Consider the following 18,032-nt stretch of genomic DNA (forward strand, 5'->3'; position numbering starts at 1 on the left):
ATGTCCGACATTCTGACCAAGATCGAAGCCTACAAGCGTCAGGAAATTGCGGCTGCTAAGCGCTCGTTGCCGTTGCCAGACGTCGAGGCGCTCGCGCGTCTTGCCCCCCCTCCGCGCGGCTTCGTCAGCGCGATCCGCGCTAGACACGCCGCACGTGAGTACGCTCTGATTGCTGAGATCAAGAAGGCCTCCCCCTCCAAGGGCAGCATTCGCGCCGATTTTGATGCGCCTTCACTTGCGAGCGCCTATGAGGCGGGCGGTGCGGCCTGCCTCTCGGTATTGACGGACACGCCGTCCTTCCAGGGGCATCTCGAGTTCATGGCCGCCGCACGCGCGCAGACGGCTCTTCCGGCGCTGCGGAAGGATTTCATGTTCGACACCTATCAGGTTGTTGAGGCGCGCGCCCATGGCGCCGATTGCATCCTGATCATCATGGCCGCGCTAGATGACGGCGCTGCCCGGGAGATCGAAGCTGCCGCCCTGACCCATGGCATGGACGTGCTGGTCGAAATCCATAACGGCGCGGAACTCGAGCGTGCTCTCACCCTTCGCTCGCCGATGATCGGCATCAACAACCGAAATTTGCGCACTTTTGAGACGACGCTTGCAACCAGCGAGGCTCTGGCTCCGTTCATTCCAAAGGACCGTCTGATTGTCGCTGAAAGCGGCATCCTCGGGCCCAACGATCTCGCCAGGCTTTCACGCGTTGGCATATCCACTTTCCTGGTCGGCGAGAGCCTGATGAGACAAGCCGATGTCACCGCGGCGAGCCAACTGCTGCTGCGCGCTGCATCGATTGGGACCGGATGGCACTGATGACTGGCAAACCCACTCAACGAGGCCGTAATAGCTTCGAATTCTCATCGCAAACGGCATCAAGGTGCCGCGGCAGCTCTATAGACGACTCAGAACTCGCTAGTTCATGGCATCCAATCAGGCCACCCCTGAGGTACCACTCGCTTTCAATCCACCCGTGGGCCGCAATCGGCACGCGTGGGAGGTGGTTGTGCTGTATGCCTCATTACAGCGCCCCCGCCGGGGCGGAGCAACGAGCTTGGCGTATCAGGCGAGGCTCGCCTGGCCATGGATCGCTACCAGCTCGCAATCTCCGCTGCGGCAATCGGGCCATCAATACACTGTTGGCGAGGCCAACATTCTCAGCATCACGCGCGAGCGTCAATGGATTCAATCAATGACGGCCTCACCAACGATGGAAGTGTTGGATTCAATCGCACAGATAGAACGCATCGTTCGCAAATTTCGAGAACTGATCGACACAGACGCATCGATCCCGCCGGAGTTGCGCGGTGTGCTGCACGCGACGCTCGATCACCATCTTCTCGCCGCTAAAAAGCGCGTTCTCAACGTTGTCAGAATGCAATAGAGGCCCTGATGCCCTACGACAGGGAGACGCGGAATCCGCTCGACACTATGGAAATCGACGCCAGCCGGCGTCCGGGTGCCTTCCGACGTCTTTCAGGCAACCGGTGCCGATCGCGGTCGCGGGTTCTGAAAGCGCTTTACGGTAAGGATTTCGTGCAGCGAGCGGGAAATGGCGAGGTTCTTGAGACTGCGGCGGTCGAGCGCGGTTCGGCGCGATGCGGCGAGCCGTTGCCTGCCTTCTAGGTTCACAATCGCCACCGATCCACGGACAGTCGCAGCTGCACACCGTCCATCGCTAGTCGCATCGAACAACCCGCACGAGAAGCCCGATTAAAACAAAGCAATATGCGCACAACGATGCGCTGGAACCGCGTACCCACTCTATAGGCAGGTTATGAGCTCCCAGTTTCCGTTCGATATGTACGATATGCCATCCATCCAGGCGACAGAATTCCGTCAGGCCATGCGAAACCTGGCGAGTGGTGTCGCAATTGTAGCGACTGGAAGGAAGGTCTGTCGACGTGGGCTGACGGTCAGCTCTGTGACCTCAATGTGCATTGACCCGCCCTGCCTGCTGGCCGCCATCAATTCCAGGTCTGAGACTCATGACGCGATACTTGCCAACAGAAGTTTTGGAGTGAGTCTTCTCCGGGGTGATCAGGAGGACCTCGCGCTACGATTTGGCGGCCGGGATGCCGCCAAAGGTTCCCATCGCTTCGATACAGCACAGTGGGATCAGGGCGTTCTCGATGTGCCACTCTTGCAGGGCGCGGTATGCACGCTCGAGTGCAGTTTGTACGATCACAAGACGATCGGCACACATAGCATCTTTATCGGCCGAGTTATCGCGACACGGCCAGGTCATGGCGCGCCATTGATCAACTTGCAAGGCGCGCTTCGAACCTTACCGCAATGCTGAGTGCAGTCTGCGCGTATTCTTATCGGGAACGAACATCGGTCAGACTATTCGAAGGCCGCAATGAGGAGCCGAGCAATGGTGATAGAATATTCGCCCCAAACGGGACTCCAATTGGTGAATCCCTATGATTTTTGCGACTTCAAGGTCGTGTTGAAGGGCCCAGTTAACCCTACCACTTCAGCCTTGAGAGGGATCACGCTCGTTGACCGAGGTAATGCATTGGTCCCTATTGATCTAGTGCCTACACTGCCTGGTCGCCCCCAGGACTATGAGACCTGGGAAACAGGCTATGCCAAGATGGTCGCAAGCGCCCGGAAACGGGGCTGGATTGACTCCGACGCTGATGCCATTCGCGCACACATCGAAAGCAGCCTCTGATTGGAGCAGTTCCAATCGATTCGATCGGCGGCGCAAAACTAGAGCAACCGTGCAATTGGTCGTGTGAACTCGACGTCGACCGCGCTACCCGTCAGTTCGGCAACAACAGACCAATATCGAAACCAGCATTGCTGGCGTGAAGACCGAACTGAGTCGCAAGCCCTACTACAATTGGCAGGCTGGTAGATCTTCCCACGTTCGCCCGGCGAACGTAATCTTGCAAAGTCGCAGCTTCGCGAAGGAGGGCCTTGCTCGTTGCCGGTTGGTCCGCTCTCGCCTTTTCACCAACGTCCCCGTAAATGCCGGGCTCCCAATTCGTGCCGGACGCGCGGCTGCATTCAGCCAGACTTCTTTTCGTCGAGCTCCACTCAGCCGCGGAGCTTCGGACATACTCACAATGCAGAGCCAAAGGGCTTGAATCGGACGTAACGTTAAGTTGTACGGTCTTAGGGAGGTGGCGCCGGTCTCGGAACAGGCAGGGTAAGGATTGCGAATGTCTCAACGTCTAAGGATCCCGCCGCAGGTGTTCGCTTCAATCATGAGTCCCGGTGACGGGCGTGTCGAACTGATTATGCGCCGGCTGATAATTGTATCGCTACGGTGGGCGAACAATTATGTCGGATTCGGCAATTGCGAACCGACACTATACACCTGTTCTGATCGGCATCACTGGAGAGACGGTGAGGGTCCGAGGGCGTCGAAATCCATCCGACTTCGCCCGCCTCCTGGGATTCACCCGTTCGAAACCGAGATCCTCGACTGGCTCCAATACGTCACGAAGCCGGTTCGACGAGCGACCCTTTCGTTCTGCTGGTCTAGGTTGGTGTGCGCCGTTGACATGGCGCCAGCATCTCGCAGACGGGCGGGGGATCATGCGATCGCTGGCGTTCTCAACGGGCCCGGGTTGTAAGTATCGCTCGGCATGACTGGTACGACGTTGGAAACGATTGCCCGGCATCTTGGAGCGGCACGGTGAAGAAACCCGATGGCGCAAAGAAGGTCCTATTGATCGACCACACAGAGGGCCAATGCCGAGCCATTGTTGGATTCAAAGATGGAGATGCCAGAGCGGCCTATATGTGCGGCGAGCCTGTCATTCGAAGACCAGGCAAGAAACAATCGTCGTGGTGCGACTATCACCACTGGCAGATGCACGCAAGCAATGCCGAGCAAAACTCGGCAGTTGAGCAGGCACCGAGACTTTCAGCTCTTAAGGGGCCTCCATCGAGGCAAGTTCCGTGACAAATGGCATCGTCAAAAGCTGCGCTTTCTTGCGGAAACCGCCTGATGATCGTCCGCGCCTGGGACATCCCGACGGAACAGCCCCAGATTGGGACCTCACGATGGACTTCATTGGATCAACGATCTGATGCCTGAAGGCACACTTATTGTGCAGATCTCAACGATGGGGGGGGGAAACTGAGGTGAATCTCTGCACGCTGATTGAGCGTAACGCGTCATTCGCTCCCGACAAACCCGCGATCCATTTCGATGGTGAGACTCTAAGCTACGCCGCCTTCCATCAAAGGATCGAGCATGTCGCCCGCGCCCTACAAAGCCAACTCGGCGTCGAGAAGGGCGACCGCGTCGCGATCCTCAGCCAGAACCGCCCTGACTACCTGGCCCTGCTTTATGCCTGCGCACGGCTCGGCGCAATTCTGGTTCCACTGAACTGGCGACTTGCGGTCGGCGAGCAGCTCTTCATCCTGTCCGACGTTGGCGCCAAAGTGCTCGTTCTTGAGCAGATCTTCGACGCACTCCTGCCCGCTCTGACGAAGCAACTGCCCGACACCCTCGTTGTCGGGCTGGATTTTGAGCCTTCTGGCGGCAGCAAGTGGGACAGCCTGCTGGAGCGAGGCTGCAGCGACAGTCGCAATTCCGATGCAGACCTGTCCTGCCCTTTTCTGATTGTCTACACGTCAGGGACCTCGGGACGCCCGAAAGGGGCCGTGCTGCGCCAGGAGGCGCTGCTGTGGAATGGGGTTATGAGTCAGCACATGCATGACCTTGGCTCGGCCGATCATGTCTTGACAGTGTTGCCTCTATTTCACGTTGGCGGCCTGAATATCCAGACTACGCCCGCGCTGCATCACGGCGCGACCGTTACCATCCATTCGCGTTTTACACCAGAGGCGACGCTTGCTGCGTTTGAGCGCGATCGACCTACGCTGGCCGTTTTGGTGCCTGCCACAATACAAGCTCTGACCAACCATCCTCGATGGCCGACGACGGATTTATCCTCCGTGAAGGCAATTTGCACCGGCTCGACAATGGTCCCGCAGCACCTTATCGAACGCTTTGTCGCGCGCGGGGTGCCAGTTTTGCAGGTTTACGGCTCGACGGAGACTTGCCCCATTGCAGTATATACGAAACTCGGCGGCGACCTTGCGCGCAAGGAGACGATCGGCTTACCGGGTCTATGCTGTGAAGCCACGATCATCGACGATGCAGGCAATACGTTGCCGCCATGCAATCCAGGCGAGATCGCAGTGCGCGGGCCCAATATCTTCAGCGGATACTGGGGCAATCAAGAAGCAACCCGCAAGGCTTTTCATGACGGCTGGTATCGTACTGGTGACATCGGCCGCCGCGATGCCGATGGGTATTTCTCAGTCCTTGATCGCAAGAAGAATCTGATCATTTCCGGCGGAGAGAATATCTACGCGGCGGAAGTCGAGCGTGTGCTGATGGAGCACCCCGATGTCGCCGAATGCGCCGTCATTGGTCGGCCCGATCGGCGGTGGGATGAAGTGCCAATCGCCTATGTGATCAGGCGGCCGGGCGCCCGTACTGAAGCGGAAGCGCTGACGGCGCACGTCCAATCGCAGCTCGCCCGGTTCAAAACGCCGCGCGAAATCATCTTCACGGAAGAGCTCCCGCGAACGGCGTTGGGTAAGGTCCAGCATTTCATGCTGAAGGAGATCGATCTCGATCAAGCCAGCAAGAAAGCAGCACTTGAATAGCGCGGACTGTCGGCTGGCAAAGCCTCCGTTGCCAACCGCAGGTGAGCTTGCGTCTCAAGGTTCACGAAACTCGCTGGGGCCAAGTCTTTCATGCGAATGCGCTGCTGCGGGTTTTCTCGTGGCGACGGACCGGGCTCTCTGTCCAATAGCGCGAACGCGAAATGCTCCGGAGATTGTTGATGCCACGGATCCTGATCATGAATGCCGGCACCGCGCAAATGTCGGGCACGGATCTGACGGCGATCCAACTTACGCTCGCAGCCAAGTCAGCTTGGCGCTCCGTTTGGTTTGCACAAGAGGGCGACCTAATAGTCTCTCCCGTAGCAATCCCAACCGAACTGCTAGCCTTGGTCGGCTCCACGCTTAAATTCGACCCTTCGACCCTCTCGGTGCTTGTGCCCGAAAGCGCCCGCGAAGCGACGGCCCTTAGTGATTCCACCCTGCACTCCGACACCACCGTTGAACGAATCTACCGCCATATCCGTCGGACAACACCTTGGCGAATATGTGCTTGCTATCCTACTGAGGGAGTTGCGCGTCTATCCGCGGCACTCGGCATACCCCAAAACGGGGACGACTTCACCCTGCAGCGGGGGCCTGATCTATTGAATCGCAAGAGCCACTTCCGTCAATTGGCTACAAGCGTCGCAATTCCGATGCCCAATGGATGCGCAACAACAAGCCCAGACGAGCTATTCAGAGCAGTCGCCTCCCTGAGGTCTGAGACTGGCAGCGTGATTGTAAAGCTGGATAATGGAGCCGGTGGGCTTGGAAATGTCATACTAACCAGCAAGGAAAGCGATCCATTACCGGGGGCAAGAGAAACCCGGCAAGTCCTTTGGTCGTCGTTTGACCCAAACGCAGTTTGGGCAGAGATGACAACTCCATCATGCAGGACAGCGGTTGTAGAATCATATCACTTGGCTCGTTCTATATTTTACCTTGAGTTCGAAATCGAGGCAAATGGTTCAATCGCATATGTCAATAGTGGGAACATCCGTCTGCGTCGAAGCAAGGATAGATCCGAAAGGGCTCTCGTGTGGACTGGACTCGAACTTCCAAGCGATCTGAGCAATCAGCAATGCCTGACAGCTCGCGCGCATGCCTATCGATTTGTCGAGCTTGCGAGGATCTTGGGATATCGCGGAATGATCAACATCGACGGCATTTTCGCAACCGATGAGCGACTGTTGTTTAACGAAGCAAACGGTCGATGGGGCGGAGGCTCGGTATTACACAGCATTGCTACCAGGCTGCTTGGTCCCGATTATTCCGATTCCTACGTGATTTCATCTGTGCGAAACGTCCGATTAAGCTCCCTCCAAACAGCAATTGACCATTTCGCCAATGAAGGATGTCTGTTCGACAGCCCACGGAAGGAACGGGTTATTCCGCTTGCCGCAGACCAAGACGCAGGCACGGTAGAATGCCTCGTGATCGCGCGAAGTAGGCCGGCGGCCCGCGATTTGGAGGATAGACTATTGAGGATGGCCTGATCGGAGCCACTGCGCGGTGTTCCAACTCTTCAATTCGCTCGAAGCGGCCTTCCTATTCCCAAACTAATGTGCTTGAAATCTGGTACTTGCCTCCGTCTGCTTCGCCTGTCCGAAGCCAGACAAACCTCCTGTGACTCCGAAAGGTCGATAGATCGGTTCGGACGACATCTCAACCATTGCTCCTCGCTGGCCGAGCTCAGCGGCCAACGGCGGAATTCTTGATGATGCGGCGGTTCGCTCCGCCGTGTTTTGAGCAAAAATAGACCAGCGACCGGCGCTCCCCGGCGTACACCGGCTTTACTTCATGCCGGAACCTGCATGTGGTGATAAGTACGGTCCCCAATAGAGGGCGAAATACTTGGGGGTCGCGCTCCGTTGGATATACCACGAATTCCCCTCCCTCGAAATCTTTGGCGAGCTGAACGATCACCGAATACTCGAAGTCAGGGTCGCTCTCAGCGTCCAAATGGATGCCGACAAAGGACCCAGGCGGCATGCGATGCATTTGGCATCGGCGAATGACGTACTGAGATGACGCTCCGAAGATACTTTCAAGCGCGAAGGCCCGGTCATTGCTTTCGAGTAGTTCGATGATCTGCGTTGAAGCAGAACCATTCACGTTGCTGGGAAGACGGCCGGGGTGATCTTCCCGCAACCGCTTTACAAAGACCTTGTGGGAATCGTCAGCATCTCCCTTCCGAACGTCCGCTTCGGGAATGTCTGACTGCAGCCGATCGATCTTCGCCAAGTCCTTTTGGGTGAACAGCATCCCCGGGGCAACGAGGACCGTACCCTTGTCTCTCAACTCTACGCGGTACCTGGCGAGGGCCTCTTGTGAAAGAAAACTCGATTTATCACTCACAGTGCGCGCCTTTCAGGTTCATTCGAAACTCCAACTTCTGGGAGCCTTCTGATGCTCCTGGCATCGCGCAGATCGCCCGCTCCCAATCCTCGCCGTCGAACGTTTGTATTCTTACGCTTTCAATAGTTGTTCTATCCAGGCATCGAACATTTACGCTGAATCCGGAAGGATTCGACCGCGGTCGATAAAAAGGCTTCACACCACAAACCCGACAAAATGTGTGTTGAGCGATATTCTTGTTAAACTGGTACGTAGTGAGGAGTTCTTCACCGCACTCGATGCTTAGGCTATCGCCGGGAACGAGCATGTGCAAAAATCCGGACATTCGGCAGATTGAACAATTGCACTTCACCGCGGAGATCTCTTCTGACGCTCGGACGAGAAACTTGACGGAGCCACAATGACAGCGGCCACGGTGTACGACCTGCGGTCGATTATCTCCGTCGAATTGACCAATTCGGATCAGATTCCGGCACCACTCCAAGCTGACGCCATACGCGCGATCGAATTCATCCAGGAAACGGCCATTGTCTTCGGCCGTGATCAGTTCGCCAATCAGCCTGCTTGTCATCTCTGCGTGATATTTTTCTGCAGGATCCTCGCTACCCACATGGATCTGGAAATAGTGGAGATCGTCGGACCGCACATCAAACGTATTGACAATGGTAGTCCAAAGCGACTGGATCATTTCCGCAGCATGCAGCTCAAACGCAACCATGTGAGCGCAACGCACTATGGGATCCCTCGACGCCAAGCCATGATATAGCGCGCGCAGGTACTTATTCGTTGTGGTGCTGTAGTTCGGCTGTATTGCTCGTCCAAGCAGTCGCGATGCATCTCTTCTAAACAGTTGTGAGTGGAACTTTTCTGTGTCCAGAATACGCGGCAGCGCAGCATTGCCGCCCTGAAGAATCCGATTATGGCCTCCCGTCTCATCCCAGCAGATGAAATTCGCGACCACACTGGTCATCTCGACGTCCCGAGGAATGTCTCGATTTTGATGTATTGCGTCGAATATGAGCTCCCTTTGCGATCCCGCTTGCAGGTATGGGAACGCTTGTGACATCGCAAGATACTCGGGTAGTAGCTTGGCTATCTCATCTCTTGTCATCTCCGCAGTGAACGGATGCCGGCCGAACACAGCCCGGACCTGGTCGGCCAAGGACTGGCCGATCGGCACCTCCGAATGTTTGGGCAGTTCAAAACGAGAACGATGGGAAGACGTCATTTGAACACCGGCTATGCAGAGAGAAGTTTCGTTGGACGAAAATCGAAAGAAACAAACAATGGCGAACCGATATGCGCTGAGGTCTCCCCCACAGCCCGTACAGCGCTGGCCCTCTGCAAGACGTGCTTTACATTGTAGCCTCGTGTCAGCGCCAACGATTGGTACTCGCAGTCAGATTTACGACCGATCCAGCAGTTCTTAGCGTGAATGAATGCAGCAACGATGCCGTCCTCGAATTCAGACGCGCCGATAATCCTCGTGTCGCGAATGCCAGTCGCCTCAGCAATCGATGCAAGATTCTGGTTTTGGCTTGGTCCCACACCGAGGACTCGAGGAGACTTTTGCTCGAGTTCGATGAAGCCTAAGTAGGCGGCCCATGAGCGGGTGTGCGCCCCATCGCCAGTTCGAGCTCAATATCGATCTGCCGCTCGCTCCAGATCGGGCAGCCGGCAGGCTGGCACGACCTGCAAGATAATCGACTTCCGATGCCGCTCTCGTTGAGAGCGGTTGTCTCAGTGAAGACATGTTGGTTTCCATCAACGGATTGGCAAACTTTTCTGCATTGGGGAGATACGGGTCCAAGGAGAGCGTCGCCCGTCTTGCAAGTATGCGTACACTTGGCGTCGGCCCGGAGGGGTTGCATGCACATAGCAACCGCCGTGCCAGAGCGCCCTTGGTCCTTAAGCTTACGGCTACGCCGGAAAACTTGCCGCCGGCTAATCACTCCAGGTGTTTCGAAGCCGACAGGATTTGTGCAATGGTTCGAAACGACACAACGATCACAACGACTGTTGGCAACTCTACTTCCTGGCCGGTATGCCATGAAGATTGCTCTGACGGCGGATCAGCTTGTCCTGAAGATCAAGGCAATGCTCCGCTTGGTCCCCGGCTGGTTCCTCGCAGAACATGCGATAAATCCTGAAAATCTGTGCGAGCGTGCGACAGTTGCCGAAAATATGCCGAAAAGATCAGGCGCTTTCGGGTCGGTCGGTAGTGTCTATGATGAGAGATTCCGGCCCAAGTTGCAGTTGGGCTGGCGTGAGGTTTTCCGCAACCGGCCATTTCAGACGGGGAGGAAACTCGCAGTGCCACAAATCTTCATCGCGCAGGCACCTACGGTAAAATCGCGCATCGGCGCAATTTTGCGTGCGACTAGCGGCAATTTTCTGGAGCAGTTCGACTTTTTTCTGTTCGGCTTTTACGCCAGCGCGATTGGGAAGGCATTCTTCCCGTCCGAGAGCGAGACGGCTTCTCTGCTCAACACCTTCGGCGTGTTCTGGCTCGGCGCCTTGATGCGTCCGGTCGGCGCGATCGTGCTCGGAGCCTATATTGACAAGATTGGCCGTCGGCAAGGTCTGATCGTCACGCTCTCGCTCATGGCAATCGGCACTGTGATCATTGCCTTCTGTCCCAGTTATGCGACGATCGGCATTGCCGCCCCCATCATCGTGCTAGTCGGACGGCTGCTGCAGGGCTTTTCCGCCGGCGTCGAGGTTGGCGGCGTCTCGGTCTATCTGTCGGAAATTGCAACTCCCGGCAAGCGTGGTTTCTACACGTCGTTCCAGTCCTCCAGCCAGCAGGTCGCGATTTTTGTCGCGGCGATCGTTGGCTACGTGCTAAACGAATCGATGTCGGTCGAAACCGTAGCTGCCTGGGGCTGGCGCATCCCGTTCTTTCTCGGCTGCCTCATTATTCCGCTTATCTTCTTCCTGCGCCGGACGCTGGAGGAAACGCCAGAATTTCTGGCCATGAAGAAGCATCCCACGGCGCGCGAGGTCTTTAGCTCGGCCCTCACCAACTGGCGCGTCATCATTCTCGGCATGATGATCGCGATCTTGACTACAACGACGTTCTATTTCGTCACAGTCTACACGCCCACATTCGGCAGGAATGTCTTGAAACTGTCGACTCAGGACGCTCTCTTGGTGACGCTTTTGGTTGCTGTCAGCAACTTCATCTGGAATCCGATTGGCGGCGCCGTCTCCGATCGAGTTGGCCGCAGGCCGGTTTTGCTAACCATTGCGGGCCTTGCGCTGGTGACCACCTATCCGGCCTTGCATTGGTTGGTAAGCGTACCCACTTTTGGCAAAATGCTGGTAGTCGCAATGATGTTCTCGTTCTATTTTGGCATCTATAGCGGCACTATGCTGGGCGCTCTTGTTGAGATCGTACCGTCGCATGTGCGTACAACCTGCTTTTCTCTGGCTTTCGCACTCGCTGCCGCGTTGTTTGGCACCTTCACGCCACTCGCCTCGACTTGGTTAATCGACCGAACGGATGATAAGGCTTCACCTGGCCTTTGGCTGATGTTAGCAGCCCTGCTCGGCATCATCGCGGCACTCACCGTCTATCCAGGGACCGCCAAGCCATCGAAAGTTGCGAAGCCGTTCCGGCCTGAAGAGCCGGACAAGACTTTAGGATTGCAAGCCGCACCGCGCTAGCCAAAGGTCCCACGCTTCAGTCAAGATTCTCCCTTGCGGCCACATAATGAACCGTGGCCAAGGGCGTCCAGACAGTGCTGGTCCTATACCACTGCATGGATCTTCAGCCACCTGATCATCCTCTACCCGGCCCTCCACCGGCATCGGCGCGTCTCTTCGCGTTGATGCCGGTGACCTGATCGTCCGCGCCAACATTGTCCTTTTGTTGGGATATGTCGACCAGCCAACCTCCGTCGTTCGCGCCAGTTCGGCCATTTCTGGCTCGGCCGGCTGCCCCGCAGCATCGGGCAGAGGCGAGGCAGGTTAGCAGATGCGGCTATTGCACGGCTGGCGATGCGGCGCTCCGCTCTGGCGAGCTGTTATTCGATCCAGGAATATTCCCGGCTCGAACTACAGCATATCCCTGCTGCGCTTCGCCATAGTCGACGCTTTCGCGTTTGCGGCCCTGGCCCCGACCATTGCTATCGACCTTTTGATTTCGATCATGCCCTCTCCTTCCTGGCAATGGAGCGTCGCCTTCACGCGTGATATCATTGCTCATGGCCTAGCTTCTCAAGCTCACGCATCTCGTGCCAGTGTCGCAAGGTCGGTCTCAAGCTTTGGCTGGTGTTTGAATATGGCATCGATCAACGCTTGCGCCGGCTGCTCGGAGGCCTCCACCAGCGCTGCCTTCTCAGCGCGCGCAGAGGGCGCAAACACCCGCTTGACAACTGTCGGGGAGCCCTTGAGACCGCATCTGGATAGGTCTTCGACGCCGGCGTCTTGCGCGCTCCATTTCACGATTGGCACGCGAGCGGCGCGCAAGGCGTCGGCCATGGCACCGCGGCGAATTTGGTTGGTCGCCTCCAGCATGGTAATGAGACAAGGCAATCTGGTGTGCAGGACCTGGACACCGCCTTCGGAGCGCCGCTCCGCTTCAATTGTACGCGCGGCGAGATCCAGGGCTCTGACCCTGGCGACATAGGTCAACTGCAGCACGCCGAGCCGTTTCGCGATGCCGGGGCCAACCTGCGCGGTGTCACCGTCGATCGTCTGCTTGCCGGTAAAGATGAGGTCTGGCGGAGCATATTCCTTAGCGATCTTTCGAATGGCGGTTGCCAGTGCGTAAGTTGTTGCCAGCGTGTCGGAGCCCGCGAAGCAGCGGTCGGTGAGCAGAACGCCTCGATCGGCACCAAAAGTCAGCGCCTTGCGTAGGGACTCCTCGGCAGAGGGGGGGCCCATTGTAAGTACGGTAATTTCACCGCCAAACTGATCGCGCAACTGCAGCGCGGCCTCCAGCGCGAAGAGGTCGTATGGATTGATGATGGTCGGCACGCCCTGACGCATGATCGTATTGGTCACCGGGTGCACGCGGATCTGCGCGGAGTCAGGAACCTGCTTGATGCAGACAACGCTGTGCATATGCTCCTCCAGAAGTTGCCGTAGCCTGACCAAGAGAACAGCAAGTGTCGTACCAAAGTGCAACGGGCTCAACGAATGACATCGAAGGCAGAGGCTTCGGCGAGGCGACAGTATTGCGGCCTGTCGTTGATGACCCACGAAACAAACTCGACATTCGTGGCGGTTGCGACAGCGCGTGCCCAACGCATGATGTGTCGCTGATCGAGGAAAGCTCAACTTGCAGGAAATCACTGCTACTATGCGATCATCTCGCCGCAGGGGGTCTGGCGCTTAGGCACTCCCCTGACTCCGCATCCGGTTCGCGCGGCGGATGCCTTGCACCGCGAAGAGCACATCGACCGGTCGTGAAGCAAGTGCACTTCTCCCGAGACCGCTGATCTACCGCGGAATCGTCGATCATGATCATATTCCGCGCCGCCGCGCGTGGCGCAACGTATCCTGCATCCAATTGTCTTGGTCACGACTGTTGCGGTTTTGACAGAACGCGAGTCCGAAGGCTTGTTCAAAAACGCTTTATCTCGATGCCGTATTTCCTCAGCGCGTACCCTATCTGGCGCGGCGTTAATCCAAGCAGGCGCGCTGCCTTGGCCTGCACCCACCCGGATTTTTCCATGGCTGCAATGACCCGCTCACGATCGGTTATTTTCGCACCACTTACCAAGGCTGCGCCCGGAGGTGCCAGGGCAGCGAGTTCGCCGCTGACAGGAGAGGCCGGCGCAGCAGCTTCAGTTAGCGGCCCAGCGAGCTTCACGGGCATGGATGCGCTCGGTACCGGCTCGCGCGCCGTCTCGTCCGATTTGCCCTTCCACAGCACCGAAGACAGACACTGGCCATGGCAGCACGCAAAGTCATTTCGCAAGATCGAGGGTCCGGGCGCTAGGGTCGCAGTGCGCGCAACGCAATTCTCGAGCTCGCGGATGTTGCCGGGAAAGCCGCACTTCATCAGGATTTCAATAGCACTCACATCGAAGCTCAGCGCACGGCCGTTCTCGCGGTTGAATTTTTTGAGGAACTCAGCGGCGAGAAGCGGAATGTCGCTGCGTCTTTCGCGCAACGGCGGCAGCAGCAAAGGAACCACGCTGACCCGATAATAGAGGTCAGCACGGAACTCGTTCCTTGCCACAGCCTCTTCAAGGTTCTTGTTGGTCGCGGCAACTACACGAACATCGACCTTGATTGTCTGGTTACTACCGACACGCTCGAATTCCTGCTCCTGCAGGACGCGCAGCAACTTGGCCTGGAACGAGGCCGAGATCTCGCCGATTTCGTCCAAGAACAGCGTCCCTTTGTCGGCAAGTTCGAAGCGCCCCTTGCGCGAATTGAACGCGCTGGTAAAGGCTCCCTTCTCATGCCCGAACAATTCGGATTCCAACACCGTCTCAGGGAGCGCCGCGCAATTAAGCTTGACGAACGGCCGTTTGGCGCGCGACGAGAGCGCGTGAATAGCCTTGGCGACCAGCTCCTTACCAGTACCGGATTCGCCGCGCACCAGAACCGTGCTGTTCGATTTGGCTATCACCGCAATCTTCTCCAGCAGCGCTCGCAACGGCGGGCTGTCGCCAATGATCCCGTCGATATGAACCTTCTTACGTTCCCGCGGAGGTTGCCTGAACTCTTGCTTTTGCAGGCGATCTTTCTCGGTCGTCAGCCGCTCGCCGTCGTCCGCTGACAAACGATGTAGTTTCACGGTCTGGCCAACCAGATTGGCGATCATGGCGAGCAGCCGCACCTCGTAATCGAGGCGGCCGCTCGAGCTTACATCGAGGATGCGATCAATGCTCAGCGTACCGACGACTTTCGCATCAATCCGAATCGGAACACCGATGAACGACACTGACATGTTGACGCAGGCACCGAGCGCATTTACATCCGCAGCACTGAAAGCCGCCTCCGTTGCTACGTTCTCGGCAATCAGCGGTTTGTCGGTCGCTACGATATGGTCAATAGCCTTCTTCGGCAGGCACGTCCGGTAGCGCTCGTCGCTGCCCTCGCTCCAGCCGGCGCCCACGGTCAGGTCTGGCATTCCATCATCGTCGAATAGCAAGACGATGCCGTTTCGCATCTGCACAAACGATTGAAGAAGATTGACGACATTGGCCAACGCAACTTCGAGCCGACCGGGCGCAGCCAGCACCTTCGATATTTCGGAAACGGCAGTCAGTACGCTCTCGGGTGATGATTCAATAGGGACCTCGCGTTCGCCCTCTGACTGTGAGATAAGCTTTTCGCGTGCGGAAGGGATATGCAGCATGACACCTTGTTCGGGTTTGCGAGTTTCGTGTTGCATGTCATTGTCGATCTAACGTCAAGTCTTGACGAGATGACATAGAAAGATGGCATCTTTTCCTGCACGGCAATCAATTGCATACGCGGATTTGGCGGCAAGCAGGAGTTTCATTGGCGGAGCTCAAATCAACTGCGAATTGCCGCGTCTCGCCGACTATAGGTGTTGGCCACCATTGATCGGCATTTCGGTACCCGTGACATAACTTGCCGCATCCGAACAGAGAAAGAAGATGACCTTAGCGACTTCTTCGGGCGTACCCACGCGGCGCAGGGGGATGTTTGGCACGAGACGCGCTTCGGTGTCCGGCGACAACATGTCAGTCTTGATTTCCCCGGGTGCGATCGCATTCACGCGAATGCCATGCGGTGCATAATCATGCGCCATTTCGCGAGTAAGACTCGCGAGCGCGGCCTTCGAGGTCGCATAGGCGCTGCCGGCAAACGGGTGCACCCGTGAACCCGCAATTGAGGTGACGTTGACGATCGATCCTGACGCGGCTTTCAGCTCGTCCAACAGACCTTGCGCCAGCAGGATCGGTGCCACCAGGTTGAGGTGGAACACCCTCATCCATGTTTCGATTGATGTCGTCAACGAGGTCAGCCGGGTACCATCTAACGTTTTCGGTGAAATGCCAGCATTGTTGATTAGCGCTTGCAACGGTGCGCCCGCGAGGCGGTTTTTAACCTCGGCGATTGCGCGCGGCAGCATCCGATGGTCACTGAGGTCGACCTGCAGATGGTCGTCGACCCCTGACTCCCAGGGGCAGCGCCCGCCATCGAACGGCTGACGGGCGCAAGAAATGATACGCCAACCCGCTTCCGAAAACAGCTTGGCGGTGGCGTGACCGATGCCGCGCGATGCCCCGGTCAGAAACACTGTCTTCCGTTCTTCGTGCTGGGCGCACGGCCTCTCAGCCTGAAACCGGCGACCCACATCTACCGCCGACCGCGGACCGGTCACCGGATTGCCGTTTGGTAGATCGATAATCAAGGGGCACCTCCCATCCTCTAGCCGCGCCCGTGCGCGCGCTGCAGGATTTGGGCCACTGCGACGACGAGGAATGCTTGGCAGTTCCGCGCGCAAATGTCCTGTTCTGGCGGATTCCAGACACGTCTCGTTTGCTTTCCGACATCAGCAACCGCGCGATAGAGCCTGCCTCAAATGCTTCTCAGGCGTGAACAAGCGTTGCGATACCGCGTATCGTGGATCCTTAAGGATTAACCAACCAAGGCGCGACGCTGCTTGATTCCAGCGACTCATCTACGGACGGTTCCAAGCGTATGAGACTGGCCAGATGGCTGCGGCCTCTGATCTCATTGACACCCTTAAGCAAGCCGTCAATCAAAACTGCGCGGGAGAGACTTCTATGTCGATAGCTCCACCGGGAACCATTCTTCTGCTCCTCAAATGGCGCTGCAGCTGACGCGAAGGCGGATCTGACGTGACCAGGCTCGTACGTGAGCTTTGTCCCCGACGAGCCCACAACTGATACTCGCCTGCATCATTTGCCTCAACGGGGGGGATCGACCAGATTTAAGCTTTCATGAAGCTCAAGATCTTCTGGCAGCTCCTCAATCAGGATTATCCGACTTGGATCGTTCAAGTCGAACTCAAGACTCCGTGGCGCGAAGAGGCGGGCGTAGCGCGTAAAGGCGCTCGTCGGCGGGAACCGAATCACGGTGTCGCAGCGCGCGAGGAGATACATCTCGACGAGAGCGGAGACGCCGCCATCGACCCCGAGCGCCGGACTATGTAACGGGCCAGCCTGCTGGGTATGAAAGTGCTTTGGGATAGTGATGATATCAGGAAACGCAGCCGTGAGCCGGTCAAGCACTTGCGCACTGTCCGTGCACAAAAGCACCTTTACGGACTTTGGGTGCGGTAACGCCTTTGCCTTGTGAATGGCCATGCATACTTGCTGCAACGCGAATTCCGGATCGGCCCAGTAAGGCGCATGACCCATGATATCTTCGCCATTGCCATGCCGCACATGAACGCCGATTATGCTATATTCTGCAAACTGATCTCGATAGATGGCGTCAATCCGCCTCTGGATTTCAGGCCGCGGTTGGACGCTCCGAAATACCTGTCTTTCTGCGTCTTCATCGCAACCCCACATCAAGCAGGCGTCACACACCACCGTGTTGGCGTCGCAATCCTCTTGGCTGTCAAACAGCTGACGCAGTTCGTCACGCTCTCGGAAAATTTGTTCGTCCGGACGGAATACGCTGTCGATTGAGGGCTTATTCCACCACCGTGGGAAGAATGGGCCGGGGAACGAGAATTCGTTAATCTGATCATCGCAGATGACCCGTACGCCGGCAATGTTCTTAATAGGTTCGAAGAACACTGGAAAGGCATTAAGGAATGGCTGATCGAGATAACAGGAGCCCCGCCAGTCGATAGCGAGCGTCCGGTTTGTTCGATTTGCGTAGCTCCAGGCCGCCGCCAGCGACCATAGGCAATCACCGAACCCTGTGCGTCGGCGAGAAACCACAAACCGCTCATTCATCGAACCACTAACACGCATTAGCCTTGCCTCGTTCCCTGATACCGGCTGGATAGCGGAGCATGTACACCAGACTCTTCCCGAGCCATCGTCCCCGATCGTAGTGCAGATCAGTTCCGCTGCTAACACTTCACCGCATGAGCCGCCGTGTCGGGCTTGCTAACT

Annotated in this window: 12 protein-coding genes and 1 pseudogene; 7 read left to right on the forward strand and 6 right to left on the reverse strand. The window is 57.1% G+C overall.

What is annotated here, in order from left to right; genetic code table 11:
* From trpC to AS156_RS44660, 6 genes and pseudogenes are all read left to right on the forward strand, one after another.
* Positions 1–816 (forward strand): indole-3-glycerol phosphate synthase TrpC, encoded by an 816-nt coding sequence (gene trpC / locus AS156_RS19755; RefSeq protein ID WP_066507775.1) that lies wholly within the window; start codon positions 1–3, stop codon positions 814–816.
* A 238-nt stretch (positions 817–1,054) separates the two neighbouring features.
* Positions 1,055–1,384 carry a nucleoside-triphosphatase gene (locus AS156_RS44650; protein ID WP_245312973.1) on the forward strand — a complete coding sequence of 110 codons (330 nt, stop codon included), beginning with the start codon at positions 1,055–1,057 and terminating at the stop codon, positions 1,382–1,384.
* Between the two features lie 462 nt (positions 1,385–1,846).
* Positions 1,847–2,302, forward strand: coding sequence for a flavin reductase family protein (locus AS156_RS19760; protein WP_245312982.1), 456 nt, complete (start codon positions 1,847–1,849; stop codon positions 2,300–2,302).
* A 1,802-nt stretch (positions 2,303–4,104) separates the two neighbouring features.
* Positions 4,105–5,643 carry a class I adenylate-forming enzyme family protein gene (locus AS156_RS19770; protein WP_066507778.1) on the forward strand — a complete coding sequence of 513 codons (1,539 nt, stop codon included), beginning with the start codon at positions 4,105–4,107 and terminating at the stop codon, positions 5,641–5,643.
* Positions 5,644–5,861: 218 nt separating this feature from the next.
* Positions 5,862–6,191: pseudogene (locus AS156_RS44655) on the forward strand (preATP grasp domain-containing protein); the annotation flags it as partial.
* A 600-nt stretch (positions 6,192–6,791) separates the two neighbouring features.
* Complete coding sequence (locus AS156_RS44660; RefSeq protein ID WP_245312983.1) at positions 6,792–7,139, forward strand: peptide ligase PGM1-related protein; 348 nt, start codon at positions 6,792–6,794, stop codon at positions 7,137–7,139.
* A 196-nt stretch (positions 7,140–7,335) separates the two neighbouring features.
* Here AS156_RS44660 and AS156_RS19775 read toward each other — a convergent pair whose 3' ends face one another.
* Together AS156_RS19775 and AS156_RS40980 are read right to left on the reverse strand one after the other, a co-directional pair.
* The gene (locus tag AS156_RS19775) at positions 7,336–8,001 is read right to left on the reverse strand and encodes a 2OG-Fe(II) oxygenase (protein ID WP_066507779.1); all 666 of its coding nucleotides are present in this window, start codon (positions 7,999–8,001) and stop codon (positions 7,336–7,338) included.
* A complete protein-coding gene (locus AS156_RS40980) occupies positions 7,994–9,229 on the reverse strand; it encodes a GFA family protein (RefSeq protein ID WP_082747614.1) in 1,236 nt (411 codons plus the stop codon). Before AS156_RS40980 ends, AS156_RS19775 begins: the two co-directional genes overlap by 8 nt.
* Positions 9,230–10,050: 821 nt before the next feature.
* On the opposite strand from AS156_RS40980, the gene tcuC reads away from it, so the two are divergent.
* Positions 10,051–11,670 (forward strand): MFS transporter, encoded by a 1,620-nt coding sequence (gene tcuC / locus AS156_RS19785; protein ID WP_245312974.1) that lies wholly within the window; start codon positions 10,051–10,053, stop codon positions 11,668–11,670.
* A gap of 558 nt (positions 11,671–12,228) precedes the next feature.
* Here the strand turns inward: tcuC and AS156_RS19790 are convergent.
* From AS156_RS19790 to AS156_RS19805, 4 genes are all read right to left on the reverse strand, one after another.
* Positions 12,229–13,071 (reverse strand): electron transfer flavoprotein subunit beta/FixA family protein, encoded by an 843-nt coding sequence (locus AS156_RS19790; protein ID WP_066507935.1) that lies wholly within the window; start codon positions 13,069–13,071, stop codon positions 12,229–12,231.
* Between the two features lie 502 nt (positions 13,072–13,573).
* A complete protein-coding gene (gene nifA / locus AS156_RS19795) occupies positions 13,574–15,358 on the reverse strand; it encodes a nif-specific transcriptional activator NifA (RefSeq protein WP_245312975.1) in 1,785 nt (594 codons plus the stop codon).
* A 153-nt stretch (positions 15,359–15,511) separates the two neighbouring features.
* Positions 15,512–16,291, reverse strand: coding sequence for an SDR family NAD(P)-dependent oxidoreductase (locus AS156_RS19800; RefSeq protein WP_245312984.1), 780 nt, complete (start codon positions 16,289–16,291; stop codon positions 15,512–15,514).
* A gap of 577 nt (positions 16,292–16,868) precedes the next feature.
* Positions 16,869–17,888 (reverse strand): nodulation protein NodZ, encoded by a 1,020-nt coding sequence (locus tag AS156_RS19805; protein WP_066507782.1) that lies wholly within the window; start codon positions 17,886–17,888, stop codon positions 16,869–16,871.
* Positions 17,889–18,032: the final 144 nt, after the last annotated feature.

This window comes from Bradyrhizobium macuxiense (assembly GCF_001542415.1).
Lineage (GTDB): Bacteria > Pseudomonadota > Alphaproteobacteria > Rhizobiales > Xanthobacteraceae > Bradyrhizobium > Bradyrhizobium macuxiense.

Bases quoted from the DNA above. Each gene is read 5' to 3' on its own strand.
- trpC (WP_066507775.1), top strand. From the start codon at position 1: ATGTCCGACATTCTGACCAAGATCGAAGCCTACAAGCGTCAGGAAATT.
- AS156_RS40980 (WP_082747614.1), bottom strand. From the start codon at position 9,229: ATGACGTCTTCCCATCGTTCTCGTTTTGAACTGCCCAAACATTCGGAG.
- nifA (WP_245312975.1), bottom strand. From the start codon at position 15,358: ATGCAACACGAAACTCGCAAACCCGAACAAGGTGTCATGCTGCATATC.
- AS156_RS19760 (WP_245312982.1), top strand. From the start codon at position 1,847: ATGCGAAACCTGGCGAGTGGTGTCGCAATTGTAGCGACTGGAAGGAAG.
- AS156_RS19790 (WP_066507935.1), bottom strand. From the start codon at position 13,071: ATGCACAGCGTTGTCTGCATCAAGCAGGTTCCTGACTCCGCGCAGATC.
- tcuC (WP_245312974.1), top strand. From the start codon at position 10,051: ATGAAGATTGCTCTGACGGCGGATCAGCTTGTCCTGAAGATCAAGGCA.
- AS156_RS19805 (WP_066507782.1), bottom strand. From the start codon at position 17,888: ATGCGTGTTAGTGGTTCGATGAATGAGCGGTTTGTGGTTTCTCGCCGA.
- AS156_RS44660 (WP_245312983.1), top strand. From the start codon at position 6,792: ATGATCAACATCGACGGCATTTTCGCAACCGATGAGCGACTGTTGTTT.